The organism is Lactobacillus hominis DSM 23910 = CRBIP 24.179, assembly GCF_000296835.1.
Classification (GTDB): Bacteria; Bacillota; Bacilli; order Lactobacillales; family Lactobacillaceae; genus Lactobacillus; species Lactobacillus hominis.
Genome location: NZ_CAKE01000029.1, coordinates 1 through 16,247 on the forward strand (window position 1 = coordinate 1; position 16,247 = coordinate 16,247).

General features: G+C 35.3%; 15 protein-coding genes. 11 read left to right on the forward strand and 4 right to left on the reverse strand.

What is annotated here, in order from left to right; translation table 11 throughout:
- Positions 1-190 precede the first annotated feature (190 nt).
- Both BN55_RS08525 and BN55_RS08530 read left to right on the forward strand, forming a co-directional pair.
- Positions 191-898 carry a YjjG family noncanonical pyrimidine nucleotidase gene (locus BN55_RS08525; protein WP_008471722.1) on the forward strand — a complete coding sequence of 236 codons (708 nt, stop codon included), beginning with the start codon at positions 191-193 and terminating at the stop codon, positions 896-898.
- A 68-nt stretch (positions 899-966) separates the two neighbouring features.
- Positions 967-1,479 carry a GNAT family N-acetyltransferase gene (locus tag BN55_RS08530; RefSeq protein WP_236699168.1) on the forward strand — a complete coding sequence of 171 codons (513 nt, stop codon included), beginning with the start codon at positions 967-969 and terminating at the stop codon, positions 1,477-1,479.
- A gap of 65 nt (positions 1,480-1,544) precedes the next feature.
- On the opposite strand, the gene BN55_RS08535 is transcribed toward BN55_RS08530, so the two are convergent.
- The 3 genes from BN55_RS08535 to BN55_RS08545 form a co-directional block, all read right to left on the reverse strand.
- Positions 1,545-2,381, reverse strand: a complete 837-nt coding sequence (locus BN55_RS08535) for a DegV family protein (RefSeq protein WP_008471725.1) — start codon at positions 2,379-2,381, stop codon at positions 1,545-1,547.
- A 133-nt stretch (positions 2,382-2,514) separates the two neighbouring features.
- Entirely contained in the window at positions 2,515-2,700 is a 186-nt protein-coding gene (locus tag BN55_RS08540; protein WP_008471726.1) for a hypothetical protein, read from the reverse strand.
- Positions 2,701-2,813: 113 nt separating this feature from the next.
- Positions 2,814-3,701 (reverse strand): magnesium transporter CorA family protein, encoded by an 888-nt coding sequence (locus BN55_RS08545; protein WP_008471727.1) that lies wholly within the window; start codon positions 3,699-3,701, stop codon positions 2,814-2,816.
- A gap of 287 nt (positions 3,702-3,988) precedes the next feature.
- On the opposite strand from BN55_RS08545, the gene BN55_RS09865 reads away from it, so the two are divergent.
- From BN55_RS09865 to BN55_RS08580, 8 genes are all read left to right on the forward strand, one after another.
- On the forward strand, positions 3,989-4,153 hold the full coding sequence (locus BN55_RS09865; RefSeq protein WP_008471728.1) for a CsbD family protein: 165 nt from the start codon (positions 3,989-3,991) through the stop codon (positions 4,151-4,153).
- Between the two features lie 40 nt (positions 4,154-4,193).
- Positions 4,194-4,460, forward strand: a complete 267-nt coding sequence (locus BN55_RS08550) for a GlsB/YeaQ/YmgE family stress response membrane protein (RefSeq protein WP_008471730.1) — start codon at positions 4,194-4,196, stop codon at positions 4,458-4,460.
- A gap of 136 nt (positions 4,461-4,596) precedes the next feature.
- Positions 4,597-5,064, forward strand: coding sequence for a DUF6978 family protein (locus BN55_RS10055; protein WP_008471732.1), 468 nt, complete (start codon positions 4,597-4,599; stop codon positions 5,062-5,064).
- Positions 5,065-5,078: 14 nt separating this feature from the next.
- The gene (locus BN55_RS08560; RefSeq protein WP_008471733.1) at positions 5,079-5,885 is read left to right on the forward strand and encodes a DUF1828 domain-containing protein; all 807 of its coding nucleotides are present in this window, start codon (positions 5,079-5,081) and stop codon (positions 5,883-5,885) included.
- Between the two features lie 105 nt (positions 5,886-5,990).
- Positions 5,991-6,818 (forward strand): exodeoxyribonuclease III, encoded by an 828-nt coding sequence (locus BN55_RS08565; RefSeq protein WP_008471734.1) that lies wholly within the window; start codon positions 5,991-5,993, stop codon positions 6,816-6,818.
- Between the two features lie 9 nt (positions 6,819-6,827).
- Positions 6,828-7,688 (forward strand): alpha/beta hydrolase, encoded by an 861-nt coding sequence (locus BN55_RS08570; protein WP_008471735.1) that lies wholly within the window; start codon positions 6,828-6,830, stop codon positions 7,686-7,688.
- Positions 7,689-7,788: 100 nt separating this feature from the next.
- The gene (locus tag BN55_RS08575) at positions 7,789-10,617 is read left to right on the forward strand and encodes a DEAD/DEAH box helicase (RefSeq protein ID WP_008471736.1); all 2,829 of its coding nucleotides are present in this window, start codon (positions 7,789-7,791) and stop codon (positions 10,615-10,617) included.
- A 307-nt stretch (positions 10,618-10,924) separates the two neighbouring features.
- Positions 10,925-13,252: a mucin-binding protein gene (locus BN55_RS08580; RefSeq protein WP_008471737.1), complete on the forward strand. Its 2,328-nt coding sequence runs from the start codon at positions 10,925-10,927 to the stop codon at positions 13,250-13,252.
- Positions 13,253-13,320: 68 nt separating this feature from the next.
- Here the strand turns inward: BN55_RS08580 and BN55_RS08585 are convergent, their stop codons facing one another.
- Positions 13,321-15,084 carry a 1-deoxy-D-xylulose-5-phosphate synthase gene (locus BN55_RS08585; RefSeq protein WP_008471738.1) on the reverse strand — a complete coding sequence of 588 codons (1,764 nt, stop codon included), beginning with the start codon at positions 15,082-15,084 and terminating at the stop codon, positions 13,321-13,323.
- Positions 15,085-15,267: 183 nt separating this feature from the next.
- Here BN55_RS08585 and BN55_RS08590 point away from each other — a divergent pair, with 183 nt between their 5' ends.
- Entirely contained in the window at positions 15,268-16,143 is an 876-nt protein-coding gene (locus BN55_RS08590; protein ID WP_008471740.1) for an alpha/beta hydrolase, read from the forward strand.
- The last annotated feature ends 104 nt before the right edge of the window (positions 16,144-16,247 follow it).

Consider the following 16,247-nt stretch of genomic DNA (forward strand, 5'->3'; position numbering starts at 1 on the left):
TGAGGCTTATGGCCTCTTTCTTTATGCAATAAAAAAATCCTGTCGATAGAATATCATAGATATCCATCAACAGGAAAAAGTATAGAGCCAAATTAAATTGACTCTTGGAACTTCACCAATTCATATCTTATCCTTTACGTGGTAATTTTTGCTATAATCTGTAATACCACTGAAAGAGAGAATGATTGAGATGAAGTATAAACAAATAATTTTTGATGTCGATGATACACTAATCGATTTTGCGGTAACCGAAGATTTTGCTTTACACTCCTTATTTAATTCGCACAATTGGCCGCTTTCTAATGAATTGCAGCGTCGCTATCATAGTTATAATCAAGGTTTGTGGCGCGATTTAGAAAAAGGTCGCATCAATTATGAACAATTGAGCGAAATGACCTTTCATGATTTTTTGAAAAATAATCTAGGTATTGAAGTTGATGGTAAGCAGATAATGGATGAATATCGGTCATTTTTTGGTGAGGCCCACCAATTATTGCCTGGAGTAGAAGATACCTTGATCTATGCTAAAAAGGCTGGCTACAAGTTGACGATTTTGAGCAATGGCGAAAAGTACATGCAGCGTCACCGTTTGGAGTTAGCCGGGATAAAGAAGTACTTTGACTTAATTGTAACGTCTGAAGAAGCGCATTATTCTAAGCCTGATGTGCATGCGTTTGATTACTTTTTTAGCCGTACTGAAATTGGACCGACTGAAACGATCTTTTTCGGCGACGGTCTGCAATCAGATATTTTAGGTGCGGAAAAATATGGTTTTGACAGTATCTGGTACAATCATCGTCATCGAGAAAATAACCTTAATTTGCATCCCTTATTTGAAGTTGAAAACTACCCACAATTTGTGAAATTGATGCAAAATGATTTTAAGAAAAATTACTAAAGTGTTTGAAAAAGATATTTTTTCGAGCATTTTTTTGCTATAATAGTGAAAATTTATTTTATTAGGGGATGCCAATATGCGATTACGTACTAACGCTTTCTAAAAATAATTTAGAAGGTGGATATATGAAAAACATTAAAATAAGAAAATACAATAGTAATGACTATCAACAAGTGTGTCGAGTTCATGATTTAGCACGTAGGCAAGAGATGATAATTGGTGGTGCTGAAAAATACTTTGAACCCTTAGAATCTGCAATGTATCGCGAAGATTTCTTTTCATGTGAAATCTTAGTTGCTGTTATTAGTGATAAAATAGTAGGCTTTATTGCAACGCATCCGCATGAATTAGACTATATTTACGTTGATCCTGCTTATCAAAGAAAAGGAATTGGTAAGGCTTTAGCTAATGCGGCACTGTCACATTTGTTGCGTCCTGTAACGCTTGATGTTTTTGTAGAAAACGAAAATGCTAAGTGCCTATATCGCAGTCTGGGTTTTAAAACAGTTTCTGTTGAATATTCCCAGTGGTATCTTGATGATCCTAAAAAATATTCTGGCGAAAAAATGATACTTGAATAAACTAAAAAGCTGATATATCTGCATCAAACAGATACTATCAGCTTTTTTCTAACTCTAATTTTAAATTACTTTTCGTAGCCAACCATTAAGCCACCATTTTCAGCATAAAAGCTGCACAAAGCGCCACATTCGCCAATGTTAACTTCTGCATTAGGAAACTTAGATACAATCAAATTCTTGAAATGCTTAGCACCATCTAAATTTTGAACGTGATCAATTTGTACGCGCCCTCCGATATAGCCATTTTTGATCATGTCTTTAAGCATCTTGGCTTCGGCTTTCTTAATTCCGCGAGCCTTACCCAAGAGTTCAAATTCACCTTTGTTATTGGCAGTTCCGATCACGTTTAACTTTAATAAGTCGGCGATTTTGGCAACTGCTGGCGTAACGCGACCGTTATTAGCTAAGTTAGCCAATTCCTTTAAAACAAAGACTAAGCCAATGTGGTGTTGGTAGTTTTCAGCTTCTTTAACGATTTCTTCGAATGAAAATTTCTTATTAACTAATTGTGCAATCTTAGTAGCAAGTAATTGAAGTTGCGGACCTGCTGAGCGAGAATCGAAGACTAGAATTTTAGCTTTAGGATTTTTTTCATGGTACATTTTAGCTGCTTGAACAGCGGCATTGTAGCTACCTGAAAGAGCACTCGTAATAGTAATTACAAAGATCTCGTCGGCACCTTCATAAGCATCAAGCCAAGCATTAATGTTGGGACAAGATGAAGTTGAGCGCTCAGTAGTTTCTTTTAAAGCAAGCAAAAATTGACCTTGATCTAAGTTCTCATCGTCAAGCCAAGTCTTGCCGTCTACTTCCAAAGAAAGAGGTACGCTAACATGGTCTACACCCAAGATTGTTTTGTCATAAAAGTTAGCGCTTGAGTCTGTAATGATTCTAGTTGTCATATTCTTACCTCCCGGTATGAATGTAAATCTAATGTTTTCTTTAGTCTATAAGATAAAAAATATAGTGTCAAAAATTATGATGAGTAATTATAGTTTCACGTGAAACTATAATAAAAAGGGCAATATTGCCCTTCTAAGCTCGTATTAAAAAGCCAACTAAGCTCCCAATTAAGACAAGAGCTAAAATCGGAACTACTAAATAAGATACAAAGACAAAAACAAGACCGATCAAAAATAGGAAACCGACGATCTTAATAATACCAATTCCTAGCTTCCATAAAAGCCAGATTATAAATAAAGCCATAATTAGACTTAACATATTTTTACCTCGTGATATTTAAAAATGGTGTTTTTAACCAATATATTAAGGAATATCTTAAGCTTAATTAAAAGAAAAAACTAGCCCAAAAATTACTCTTAATAAATATTTATTTAATCTGTGAGATACTTTTTCTTGCGTAGGTAAAGACCACTGATAATTACCGAAATAAGGCAAATTACCAAGACTCCGATAAATCCCCATGAACTTGTTTTTCCGGGAATGCCACCAACATTCATACCCCATAAACCGCCAATTAAAGCAGGAATGGAAATAATTAAAGCCATTGTATCAAGATATTTCATCAGGTGGTTTAAATGTGAATCCATCATTGCACTAAAGAGCCCGCTAACTGAGTTGAGTAAATCTTCATAAACGTTGATCATTTTATTTAACCGGCGTTGTTCAATATGTACTTGTGATAAAAGTATGCTGGAACTCAAATTATTGTCTTTGCAGTAGTCTAAAAAGGCGGTTAAGGTTTCAGTTTGATCGCTCATGGTATGTTTGATATAAACGATATCATGTGTCAGATCGCAAAGTTCGCGCAAAGCTTTAGTTGAAGTAGTTGTACGTGCTACTTCGTTCAGCCGATCAATTTCCTTTTTTATTTTTGTCATGCATTCTTCAAAATGGCTAGCTTGAATTAGTAAAGCTTTAAAAATAAAGTCAATAATCTCGCTTTGTGGCGTTAAATCAGGTAATTGGTTAATAATTGACGTGCCACATATTATTAAATGATTGCTATTAAAAATTATGATCGTTGGAAAAAGTTGCTGTTCAATTGGTGCAGCTGAATCTTTTAAATCAAAGCTAACAAGTAAATGGGCATCCTTTAGATTTGTCTTAGTAAGTGGTAAAAAACGTGCTACTTCCACTGAAGATTTTGATTGCTGAAAGATAATTGGATCTAAGTTAAATTGTTTTTGCAAAGCTTGCAAATTTGAGTGGGAGCTCTTAAGAAAAATAAAGCGCTTTTCATTATAAGTTTTATCTATCATATTTTTCATCACCTATCTATAAAAAAACAAATAAATATAGTTTTGATTACTATATCATCTAGCTAGGTATTTGTGGTACAAAATGCTCAAAAGTGCAATATATCAGCGATTATATGTATATGACAAGTTATTAAGAAAGATATAAGACAGTGTTTTTAAGAGCATTTGAATAGGTAAACCAATAAGCACATGCTAATATTAACTTAACAAATAGCTTAAAAGAGACATTGGCCAATACTCTTAATTAAGTTTGTTATTATGCTATCTACAGAAAGGACAGATTTATTATGAGTGACAAACATGGTTTAAAGGATAAAGTAGCAGGCAAATTAAAAGAAGTAGAAGGGAAAGTTACTGGCGATAAAGCTCGTGAACTTGAAGGAAAAGCACAACAAGCTAAAGGCAAGGTAAAAGATAAAGCTACGAAAGTAAAAGAAGATCTAGAAGATTAGTTTTTGTTTGAATTAAATTTTAAGGAAGGGAGCGATCATCATGCTTCATTGGTTATGGGTTTTAATTGTTGGTGGTGTAATTGGATTGATTGCAGGTGCCATCACGCATAAGGGCGGTTCAATGAATTGGATCGTAAATATTATCGCTGGTTTAGTGGGTTCGTCTTTAGGGGAAGCTTTGCTTGGAGCATGGGGGCCACAACTTGCTGGAATGGCGATTATTCCATCATTGTTGGGAGCAATTATTTTAGTGATTTTAGTATCATGGATCCTTTCAATGATTAATGGAAATAAAGCTAGAAACTAACAATAAAAATGCATAGAAATAAAACTCAAAAGGCAGCCATCGAGCTGCTTTTTCTATGGAGTAAAAAATACGTTTTATCTTTCGTATAGATTAGATATAATTTTAATATTCATGATTACTTTAGGAGGATAAGACAATGGAGATAGCTTTAAATCAGCAAGAAGCTAATCATCTTATTTCGTTAATAAAAACTTTTTTGAAGAAATATGTTTTAGAGTTGGAAGATGGCTCTAACGGATGTTTAGATTTAAGGGCAAAAGAAAATAATCGTCAGTTTAAATTGTTTTATCATTTTGAAAAAGAAAATTGCCATTTAAATTTCTTGGATTGTGATACTAAATTGAATTTAGTACGGTTTAATTTAAATAATAGCTTTCACAAAAATGCAAATGGCGACATAATTAGAGGTAATAGAGTAAATTTATTTTGTGAAGATGAATTTAAACAAAGAAATGATGGACAATATATGCGTGCGTATAAATTACCATATAAAGATGTTATTGCTGATCCACCAACTTTTTTAGACGCCTTAGAAGAAATGCTGGCATATACTCATGTTAAAATTAAAGAAGGAAGTTTAGAAGTAAGACCAAAATTACTATAAAAGGGGTGAAGAAAATGAGCGTTAGCGCTGAAAAATTATTAAATAAAATCCAATCCCAATGGCTAGAATGGATTAAAGATAGAGTACATTTCAATCCAATTAATGATCATGATATGCAGGTTTTAACTGAATTTAGTGATTATTTTGGGGACGGAATTTTATTTAATATCATTGAAAACGAAAATCATACCCTCACCCTGACAGATAAAGGATACACTTGCTGGAACATGGAAATGAATGGTATCGATCTAAATAAAAAGGCAACGACGCGCAACAACCTTTTCAAGTGGTATCTGAAATCATTTAACTTTATTGAAAATAATAATGTAATTCAAAAAGATAATGTAAAATTCGAAGATTTATCTCAGTCTATTTTAGATTTTATTCAACTGCTTTTGCGTATTTCTGATTTAGGTGCTACCAATCGTGCTAATACTCGTGGAATATTTTTTGATGATGTAAAAAAATATTTTAATAATGATAAGGAAGTATTTTACTTTACAACGAATAATATTGCTTTAGGAAAAACTAAGCAGCAATATACTTTTGAATATAATTTTACGCCAGAACTGGGAGTAAATAAGCTGACTAAGCTGTATAATACTTTGTCTAAAAATACGATGGAAGCAATCATCGGTATTTATAGCGATACGATTGATTATCTAGCTGATAACTATCGCGATTCATCGTTTAATGTATTAATAAATGGACTGACAGATAATTCAAAACAATTTGCAGAAGGACTAGAAGAACACAATATTCAAGTAATAGATTTCCAAGATAAGGAATTAGTCAATAAAATTTTAGGTAAAACTGCATAAAACTCAAAAGGCAGCCATCGAGCTGCTTTTTCTATGCTAAAAAAGTTTTACTTCTCATAAAAAGGTATAATAGACTAGAAAAATACTGAGAATGGAGAGGAAATTATGAGACTAATTTCATGGAATATTGATTCTTTAAATGCTGCTTTAACTAGTGATTCTAACCGTGCTCAAGAAACGCGCCAGGTCTTAGCTGCTATTAAAGAAAAAGATCCAGATGTCATCGCAATTCAAGAAACAAAATTGCGTGCAACTGGTCCAACTAAAAAGCACCAAGAAAAGTTGGCAGAATTTTTCCCAGAATATAGCTATGTGTGGCGTTCTTCTCAAGAGCCTGCGCGCAAAGGTTATGCTGGCACGATGTTTTTATATAAAAATACTTACGATCCTAAAGTTACTTATCCTAAAATTGATGCGCCAGAGCCAATGGATGATGAAGGACGCATCATTACTTTAGAATTTGACAATTGTTATGTTAGTCAAGTTTATACGCCTAATTCCGGTAATGAATTACGTCGCCTTGACGATCGTCAAATTTGGGATGAAAAATATCGCCTTTATTTGCAAGAATTGGATAAAAATAAACCTGTCATTGCTAGTGGCGATTACAATGTTGCTCATACCCCAATCGACTTGAAGCATCCTCAAAATAATCACCACAATGCTGGCTTTACCGATGAAGAACGTCGCGACTTTACTGCGCTGCTTGATACTGGCTTTACTGATACTTTTAGAAAAGTGCACGGCAATATTGAAGGCGTTTATTCCTGGTGGGCTCAACGAGTGCGCACCAGCAAGCAAAACAATTCTGGCTGGAGAATCGACTATTATATCGTTTCTAACAGGATTGCCGATAAAGTCACTAAGTCTGAAATGATCGATACCGGCGATCGTAAAGACCACTGTCCGTTAATTTTAGAAATTGATTTATAAAATAAAAATATGATGAATACTAAGCAAATATGGCGTTTGCTTGTGCCAATTTTACTAATCGCACTAATTGCAGTTGGTTGTCAAAGTAAATCAGGTAGTAAAAAACAGAATGTAAGAATTACCTCTACGCCAACTTTATTTTTCCATGGTGGTGGCAGTTCTTATCATGCCGAAGAACATATGGTGCAAGCTGCCGAAAAAGCAGGTGTTACTCATGCAGTTATCCGCGCTAATGTCGCAAAAGATGGTAAAGTTACTTTACACGGTACTTGGCCTGATAACGCAAAAAATCCGATTTGCGAAGTTAACTATGAAGATAATCGACAGCTAGATTATCGAAAACATGGTCAATATGCGACTAGTGTTGTAAAAACATTGCAGAGAAAATACGGCATCAAAAAAATTAACATGGTCGGCCATTCACTAGGCAATATTTCGATTATTTACTATATGCTTCAAAATGGTGATAATAAAAAGATGCCACAATTACAAAAGCAAGTTGATATTGCCGGTCATTTTGCGGGGCTTGATTTTGCCAACTTCCCAGCAAGCGTTCGCCAGCCAGCTAATTTAAAGCTTAATAGTGCAGGCAAACCAAATCATATGAATGCTACTTACAAAGCTATGACAGCAGTGCACTATTTATATCCTAAAAATCAAGTACAGGTCTTGAATATTATTGGCGATACGGGTCATAATACTGACGGTACAGTGCCAAATGTTTCGTCTTTATCTTTAAAATATTTAGTTAAAGATAGAGCCAAGTCTTATCGCGTTGTAAAAATAACTGGTAAAAAAGCTGGTCATTCTGCCTTGCATGAAAATCCACAAGTGGATAAACTTATAATTAAGTTTTTGTGGAACAAATAATTGTGGATAACTAACAAAAATAGTTATTTAGACTTATCCACAAAGCACTTTTTCTCAAAATAGAAAGGGTGCTTTTTTAATACAGATTTTGAGGAATAAAATGGATAACTTATTGCAAAATTCAATTTTAAATGGCTTGTATGATGAGCACTTGCCAAGCCAAAGCAGATTGACTCCTAGATTACTCACAAATAGCAAGTACGATAACCTGTGGTTTAGTCTGCGTAAATCGCTACTAACATGTAGCTCATTTACTTGGGTAGTGGCTTTTATTAGCGAAAATATGTTAACGCCTTTTAAATTGATCATGGAAGATTTAGCTAAAAAACAAATCAAAGGTACTTTAATTACAGGAGCATATCTGAACTTCAATAGTCCGAAAGTCTTTGCCGAATTAATGAAAATTCCCAATCTTGAAGTTCGCATAAGTCAACAAGATGGCTTTCACGTTAAAGGCTATTTATTTGAGCAAAAAGACAGCCAAGAAATGATTATTGGTAGTGCTAATTTTACGCGCAACGCTTTGTTAGAAAATTCTGAATGGGCGCTCAAAGTTAACACAAATAAACAAGCCGCGTTGACTAAGCAGCTGGCAAGTGAAATCGAAAGTTTAAAAGCTAATAGCTTTAAGTTAAATAAGGCTTGGTTAGATGAATATGCAGCTAATTGGGTTAAGCCGGTCGTAAATAAGCCTTTTGTTTCTAATGAACAAGTTATCAGGCCTAATGCTATGCAAGTTGATGCATTAAAACAGTTAGATTTATTGGCCCAAAATGAGCAAAAACGCGGTCTAGTAGTTTCTGCAACGGGAACAGGTAAGACTTACCTAGGCGCTTTTGCCGTAAAAAACTATCAGCCCAAAAGATTTTTATATCTGGTTCATCGCGAGCAAATTGCTAAAAAAGCGCTGGCAAGCTTTAAAAAGGTATTAGGAGAACCTGATAATAAATTTGGTTTGCTAACAGGAAATAGCCAAGATCTTGATAAAAAATACCTATTTGCAACAGTGCAAACAATGAGCCAAGAACGTACCTTGACTCAATTTAAACCTGAAGAATTTGATTATATTTTGATTGATGAGGCCCACCGTGCAGCTGCGCCATCTTATCAAAAAATCTTGCAGTATTTTAAACCCAAGTTTTGGCTAGGGATGACAGCTACGCCCGAACGGATGGATAAGCAAGATGTTTATCGAATTTTTGATTATAACTTAGCTTATGAGATTCGTTTAAAAGATGCGCTGCAAGAAAATATGCTGGCGCCATTTCATTATGTTGGCGTGCAAGACTATGAAAAAGATGGTCAAAATATCGATGAAACGTCGGATTTAAGATTTTTAACTAATGAAGAAAGAGTCGATTATCTTTTAAAAGAGCTCGATTATTATGGCTATTGCGGCAAGCGGCCTGAAGGATTAGTTTTTTGCAGTCGAACGCAAGAAGTGCAAGAATTGGCAAGATTATTTACTCAAAAAGGCTACCCTGCTAAAGCTTTAACAAATGAAGATAGTGAATTTCAACGTCAAAAAGTAGTTAATCAATTGCAAGCTGGGCAGCTCAACTATATTTTCACTGTTGACTTGTTTAATGAAGGAATTGATATTCCATCTTTGAATCAAATTGTGATGCTGCGTAATACCCAGTCTTCGATCGTCTTTATTCAGCAATTAGGACGGGGCTTACGTAAGTATCCTGGCAAGGACTTTGTGACGGTTATTGATTTTATCGGCAATTATAAGAATAACTATTTGATTCCGTTAGCTTTGAATCATGATGTGAGCCGTCTGCGAGAAAAAGCAATTCGCGAGGTGAAATTGCCGCAATTATTGGGAGTTTCGACGATTAACTTTTCTCAGGTTGCTAGTCAAAAAATCCTGAATTCGCTTGAAAAAATTAAGCTTGATAGTATGCGTCAATTGCGTGAGTCTTATCAAGAATTAAGCCAAAAGTTAGGTCGTGTACCAATGTTGCTCGATTTTCTAAAATATGGCTCAACTAGTCCAGAAGTTTTTATTAATAATTCTAGTTTTAAAAACTATGGCGATTTCCTAATTAAGATGGGCGAAAAAATCGATCTGACTGAGCAAGAAAATCAAGTGTTGAATTTTGTTACTAAAGAACTGTCGCTAGGCAAAAGAGTGCACGAGCTAATTTTATTGAAAGCTCTATTAACTAGAGATTATTTAAGTACAGACGAATATATTAAAATTCTAAAAGAAAACAAGACTTATGTTAATGATGAAGCTTTGGAATCAGTTGATAACTTTTTAAGTTTGGACTTTTTTGATGTTAAAGCTGGCAAAACAACGAAAAAGCAGCAATACGGTGGGCGTAGTTTGATTGAAAAAAATGAAGATGAGTACCATTTAGCAAATTTCTTAAGAGTAAGTTTGAAAAATTCTGATTTTAAAAGGTTATTTGAAGATGCTTTAACAGTGGGACTAGCATTGAGCAAAAACTATGACCAAAGTAAGCAATTTAGCTTATACCAACGTTATGATCGTAAAGATGTTTGTCATTTGTTAAATTGGAAGCTCGATGTTTCGGCACCAATGTATGGCTATCGTGTCGAGGAAAATCAAACGCCAATTTTTATTACTTATCATGAAAAAGATCTAAATAAGCGCAGCAGTGCATACAATAATCAGCTGCAAGATGGCAAAATCATGCGTTGGTATACGCGTAGTCCGCGTCATTTAGATTCGCCTGAGGTGCAAAAACTGCTAGATGAACAAATGAAAATTTATGTTTTTGTCAAAAGAAGCGACAGCGATGGCAAAGGATTCTATTATTTGGGTACAGCTAAGATTGATCAAGATAGTGTGAAGCAAGAAAAAGTGGGCAGTAAAATGAAGCCAGCTGTCGGGATGGACTTGGTTTTGGATACAGAATTAAGTACGCAAATGCGGGATGTTTTATTTATTGAATAAGTTAATATACAGAAGGTATTTATATAATATCTTCTTTTTTTATAACAATATTGAGTTGTTAGTTAAAAATTAAAGCAAAAAAGCTAAAAAAATGCATCTTTTTGTGCTTTAAATTCAGTTGTTTTCTAGATGCATATTCATATAAATAGTGATACTACGTCACTTTGGTAGTTTGATAAAAATTTATGCTATTAAATAACTTAAAACTGGGTCAAAAAATACGAGAACAGGTGTTATTATATTTATGTAGAGATTAATTTTAACTTATAGGTTAAGCACCAAACATATAAAGAAAGAGTTAAGTATTATGTTTAATAAAAAGTTGGATCGCTTTTCAATTAGAAAATTAACGATTGGAGCTGCTTCTGTCTTAATTGGGGTTAGTTTTTTAAACTTAAATACTAATGATCAAGTTAAAGCTGCTGAAAATACTGATGACAAATCTGTTAGTCAAACAGCTGCTACTTCAGAAAAAGAAGAAACAAATAAAGAGAGCGCTTTGCAAGTTAAAACTGCTAATACCAACGATAGCAAGCAAAACAGTGATGAGCAGGCCGGTAGTAGCCAAAAGATCGCTAAAACTTTAGCTATTGAAAAAGCTGATGCTAAAAAACAAGCAGTTGATCCGGATAAAATTTATAAAGTCCACATTACTACTTGGGATGACGCTAATAATAAGGTATTGGGTTACAGCCGTGGAGATAGAATTAGTGGCGATTTTACTGGTAAAGATGGCGCTAAAATTGGTAATCTAATGCAGCCAATTGCTGGATACAAGTTGATGAATCCGGATGCAATTACCAGTAATTTTAAATTAGGTGATGATGGCATTTATAGAGTCGATGGCAAAGACGTTAATATTACCTTGCATTACATGCCGCTATCAGACATTAAGGTAGAATATGTCGATGAGGATACAAACAAGGTATTAGCTTCCTTTGTGATGCCGAATACTACGTCTACTGTAGCTAGTCCCCAATATTTAGCAGGTGATAAAACTGCTTCTGACGCATCTAAGTATGAAGCTCATGCTATTGATATTCCAGGATATAAATTAGTTTCAAAAGATATTGTTGATGGCAAAGTTAATGGACAAACTCAAAAAATTGATGATCCTAACTATGTGGTAATTACCTTTAAATATAAAAAGACTACTGCTAATTCCGACATGGAATTACCTAACGAAAATAAAGATGTTGGAGCTAAGATTAGTGGTGGGTGGCATGAGTTACCAGGGATGTTTGGTATGCAAGGATCTACTGGTAAAACTTATGAAGCTACCAATGGCGATATTGAAAAAAAGACTTCCGATTTAATTAATAAATATATTAACCAAGGTTTTAGTTATTTAGGGACTAACGCTAAAGTTTACAATAAGGATTATTACAATGTTTATTCTACTGGAACGTACCTGCATTTGATCCCTAATAAGAACGTAACAGTTAACTTTATTGATAAAGATGGCAAGAAACTAGCTCCAAGCCAGACAATTTCCTTTAATAAAGATAATCCCAACCAGATCAATAATGGCGTGGATCCTAAAAATTACTGGTACGCAAAAGGTGACTGGAAAGCTGATGCTAAAGAAATTAATGGCTATCATTTAGTTCAAACTCAGGGTGCAACAAGTGGTAGTTTTACAGCTTATAGCTACGTTGTAAACTTTGTGTACGCACAAAATGATCCGGTTGTAACGACAGAAAAAAAGACTGTAACTCGCACCATTAATTATGTTTATGAAGATGGTAAAGTGGCAGCTCAAGAAGTTAAACAACCTATTGTTTTAACTAGAACCAAGACTACTACCTTTGATGGCAAAGTAAGTTACACTGGCTGGAGCAAGGGAGAATATGATGAAGTTAAGAGCCCTGAAATTAAAGGCTATACTCCAGATAAAATTTTAGTTTCACGTGAAACGGCAAACGCAGATAAAACTGAAACAGTAACTTACAAGCGTAACGCTGATAAGGTTGAAACTGAGAGTAAACAAGTAACTAGAACAATCCACTATGTTTACTCAGATGGAAAGAAAGCCAGCGATGACAAAGCCGAAACTATTAAGTTAACTAGAACTAAGACGACCGACGCAGTAAGCGGCAAAGTAAGTTATGGCGAGTGGAGTAAAGCAAGCTATTCTAAAGTAGAAAGTCCAATAATTAAAGGCTACACTGCAGATAAAACAGAAATAGCAGCATCTCCTGCAACTGAAGATGAAGAAGAAACAGTAACATATACTGCAATTCCAACTCCGCAGCCACAGCCAGAACCACAACCTGATCCAGTTCCAGTTCCTGAGCCACAGCCTCAACCAACTCCAACCCCAGATCCAGAACCTGATACTCCAAACGAGCCAGATGTTCCAGCACCACATGGTGAAGATGTTCCAACTAAACCAGAAGAACCAGAAACAGTAATGCCACATGGAGAAGACATTCCAGCTCCTCATGCAAGTAAGCAAGTAACTCCAGTTAAAGTTTCGGCAGTAAAGAAATCTGAAGGAACTGTTGCTCCACATGCTAGTGAATTACCACAAACTGGTAGTAACGATGACACTACTGCAGCTGCAATTGGGTTAGCTTTAGTAGGTTTAACTGGCATTTTGTCTTTGGCAGGTGCCAGCAGAAAAGTTAAGTAGATTAGGATATATACGAAAAGAGCGCATCGATCGATACGCTCTTTTGTTTTATCTAAAATTCACATTAGTTACTGATGGAGTACATCTAAAATATCTTTACTAATTTGGTCAGGAGTTAAATGATTGCGCTTATAAATTGAAGCAACTGATTCTAGATCAGTGTATTCGCGTTTTTCACCGAAGGTCATAACTTTCATGTCAGATGGTCCATAGAAACTAGCAACTTTTTCACCAAAACCACCTGCTAAGCTGTTATTTTCTAAAGTAACAACTAACTCGTGATCTTTCTTAAGATCGTTAAGTGCTTCAACATCAAGATGAGCAGCAGATTTTGGATTAATTAAGCTAGCATTGATACTGTGGTCAGCAAGCAATTTACGAACTTTTTCACCTAATTGGTAGAAATCGCCTAAGCCGATAATTGCGACTTGCTTGCCACGCTTAATGTCGTAATGAATAGTTGAGTAGTCTTCATCAACTACTTCGCCTTCAGGAACTGGGGTAACTGGTGACTTGATGGCAACAGGATGCTTTCTTTGCTTTACAGCCCAGTCAAACATTGATTTTAATTCATTCAAAGTGGTTGGAGCTAAGTATTCCCAGTTTGGCCAGTTGGCAATCATGGTGTTGTCAAAAATACCTAGGTGAGTCTTTGATCCACCTGTGATTCCGCCGTTAGCAACAACCATCACAACTGGTAAGTCGTTAGCTGCAACATCGTGTGAGAGTTGATCATAAGCACGTTGTAAGAAAGTTGAGTTTTCTAATAAGATAGGAACAATGCCTTCTTTAACGGCACCGACTGCAAAGGTAACAGATTCTTGTTCAGCAATGCCGACGTCTTTGTAGTTTTCAGGATACTTGTTCTTGATGACGTCTAAGCCAAATACGCCTGGAATAGCAGCGTTAATTGCCAAGATCTTTTCATTGTTTTTAATGTGCTTTTCTAACAAGTCGATAACTGTAGTAGTTGCATTTGGCGTCTTAGGAGCGGGAACGGTGGTCTTATCAGTCTTAAGATCAAATGGCAATACCCAGTGGTGAGCCTCTTCATTATCAATAGCTGGTTGGTAGCCTTTACCTTTTAAAGTATTGATATGCAAAACTATTGGGTGATTAATGTCTTTAACAGCTCTAAAGGCACTAATCATATCTTGTAAATTATTGCCGTCAGAAACGTACTTATAATCAAATCCCATAGCAGTAAATGGATTATCCGGACTTTGACCGTTTGAATCGCGTAATTTCTTAAGAGCAGTAACTACGCCACCAATGTTTTTATCAATAGACATTTGATTATCATTAACCACGATAATCAAGTTGCCTTTTTCAATAGCTGCGTTGTTAAAACCTTCAAATGCTAGACCGCCAGTTAAAGAACCGTCACCAATTAAAGCAGTAATGTTTTCGTGTTTACCAAGCATATCACGTGCTTTAGCCATTCCTGTAGCTAAAGCAACAGAAGTAGAGGTGTGCCCAACAGCATAGTAATCGTATGGACTTTCTTCTGGATTTGTATAAGGTGTCACGTCTTCGTAGCGATCAGGATCAAGCCAGCCATAAGCACGGCCTGTTAACATTTTGTGCGGATAAGTTTGGTGGGAAACATCCCAAATAATCTTATCTTTAGGTGCGTCAAAAACATAGTGATAAGCAATTGTGGCTTCGACAATTCCTAGGTCTGGGCCTAAGTGTCCACCTTCAGCAGCATCTTTTTCAAGAATTAAGGTTCTGATTTCTTGAGCTAATTGTTCCATCTGCGCAAGGCTTAATTTTTTAAGATCCTTGGGGCTAGAAATCTTATTTAATAAATAATCAGGATGTTGGTTCATTAATAAACCTCCGTTTTCTATTATAAAATCTTACTTCTTAATTGTAAGTCAAGATTAAAGAGATGGACAATATTTTGTAGTTATAAAACAAAATACTTAAAAGCTATGGCTAAATTATTTCCTGGGAAATTTGTTTAAAGAAATTCAAAGAAGATAGCTTTTGAAAAGAAAATGAGCTATTTTATGGATATGAGAAAATTTAGATTATTATTACTAACAATGCTAATGGCGCTCCTTACTGCCTGCAGCGTGCCAAAAACTAATTCACAATCATCAGTTAATCAAACACGTCCGCATGAAAAACTGGCATACCAAATAGACGCAACGCCGACACTATTTTTTCATGGGGCATTAAGTAATTACCATAGCGAGCAGCATATGGTGAATACTATTTTGCGCTCGGGCGTAAGCAATAGTGTGATTCGCGCAAACGTTGATGCGGATGGCAAAGTGAAACTTGTCGACACACTCTCTCAAAATGTAAAGAATCCCTTAGTCATGGTCAATTATGGCAATAATATTCAGCTTGATTATGAAAAACAAGGTCTGTATGCAGAAAATGTCGTTTTAGCATTAAAGCAGAAATATCATTTTAAACAAGTTAACTTTGTGGGTCATTCCTTAGGTACGATCTCAATGATGTATTACTTGCTTGCCCAAAATAAAAATCATGCCTTGCTACCAGTTAAAAAGATGGTCACAATCGCAGGACCATTTGATGGGGTAAAATACAGCAATTTACCCGAAAGTTTAAGCCAACCCCAAAATTTGCAAGTAGTTAATGGTCGTCCTAATAAAATGAATTCAAGTTATCGAAAGTTAGCTCAAATTTCACCAGCTAATGTAAAAGACTTACAAGTATTAAATATTATTGGCAATACCGGTAAAAATACTGATGGGGTGGTAACGACTGCTTCAGCTTTGTCGCTTGGATATCTTATGCGCAATGCTCGATCTTATCAAGTTTTGCAGCTAACAGGCTACAGCGCAGAACATGGGCGGTTGACCTTTAACCGCCACGTCGAACAAAGCATAATTAATTTTTTGCAAGCTGGTTGATTACGACTTCACATAAAAAGCACATTTTGTCTATATAATGAAAGTTAAGCAAGAACTATAGATTTTATGAAAAGGAGACAAAATATGACTTTTCATTAAATCTA

Coding starts and splice junctions, on each gene's coding strand:
- BN55_RS08525 (WP_008471722.1), top strand. CDS start 191: ATGAAGTATAAACAAATAATTTTTGATGTCGATGATACACTAATCGAT.
- BN55_RS08530 (WP_236699168.1), top strand. CDS start 967: ATGCCAATATGCGATTACGTACTAACGCTTTCTAAAAATAATTTAGAA.
- BN55_RS08535 (WP_008471725.1), bottom strand. CDS start 2,381: ATGACAACTAGAATCATTACAGACTCAAGCGCTAACTTTTATGACAAA.
- BN55_RS08540 (WP_008471726.1), bottom strand. CDS start 2,700: ATGTTAAGTCTAATTATGGCTTTATTTATAATCTGGCTTTTATGGAAG.
- BN55_RS08545 (WP_008471727.1), bottom strand. CDS start 3,701: ATGATAGATAAAACTTATAATGAAAAGCGCTTTATTTTTCTTAAGAGC.
- BN55_RS09865 (WP_008471728.1), top strand. CDS start 3,989: ATGAGTGACAAACATGGTTTAAAGGATAAAGTAGCAGGCAAATTAAAA.
- BN55_RS08550 (WP_008471730.1), top strand. CDS start 4,194: ATGCTTCATTGGTTATGGGTTTTAATTGTTGGTGGTGTAATTGGATTG.
- BN55_RS10055 (WP_008471732.1), top strand. CDS start 4,597: ATGGAGATAGCTTTAAATCAGCAAGAAGCTAATCATCTTATTTCGTTA.
- BN55_RS08560 (WP_008471733.1), top strand. CDS start 5,079: ATGAGCGTTAGCGCTGAAAAATTATTAAATAAAATCCAATCCCAATGG.
- BN55_RS08565 (WP_008471734.1), top strand. CDS start 5,991: ATGAGACTAATTTCATGGAATATTGATTCTTTAAATGCTGCTTTAACT.
- BN55_RS08570 (WP_008471735.1), top strand. CDS start 6,828: ATGATGAATACTAAGCAAATATGGCGTTTGCTTGTGCCAATTTTACTA.
- BN55_RS08575 (WP_008471736.1), top strand. CDS start 7,789: ATGGATAACTTATTGCAAAATTCAATTTTAAATGGCTTGTATGATGAG.
- BN55_RS08580 (WP_008471737.1), top strand. CDS start 10,925: ATGTTTAATAAAAAGTTGGATCGCTTTTCAATTAGAAAATTAACGATT.
- BN55_RS08585 (WP_008471738.1), bottom strand. CDS start 15,084: ATGAACCAACATCCTGATTATTTATTAAATAAGATTTCTAGCCCCAAG.
- BN55_RS08590 (WP_008471740.1), top strand. CDS start 15,268: ATGGATATGAGAAAATTTAGATTATTATTACTAACAATGCTAATGGCG.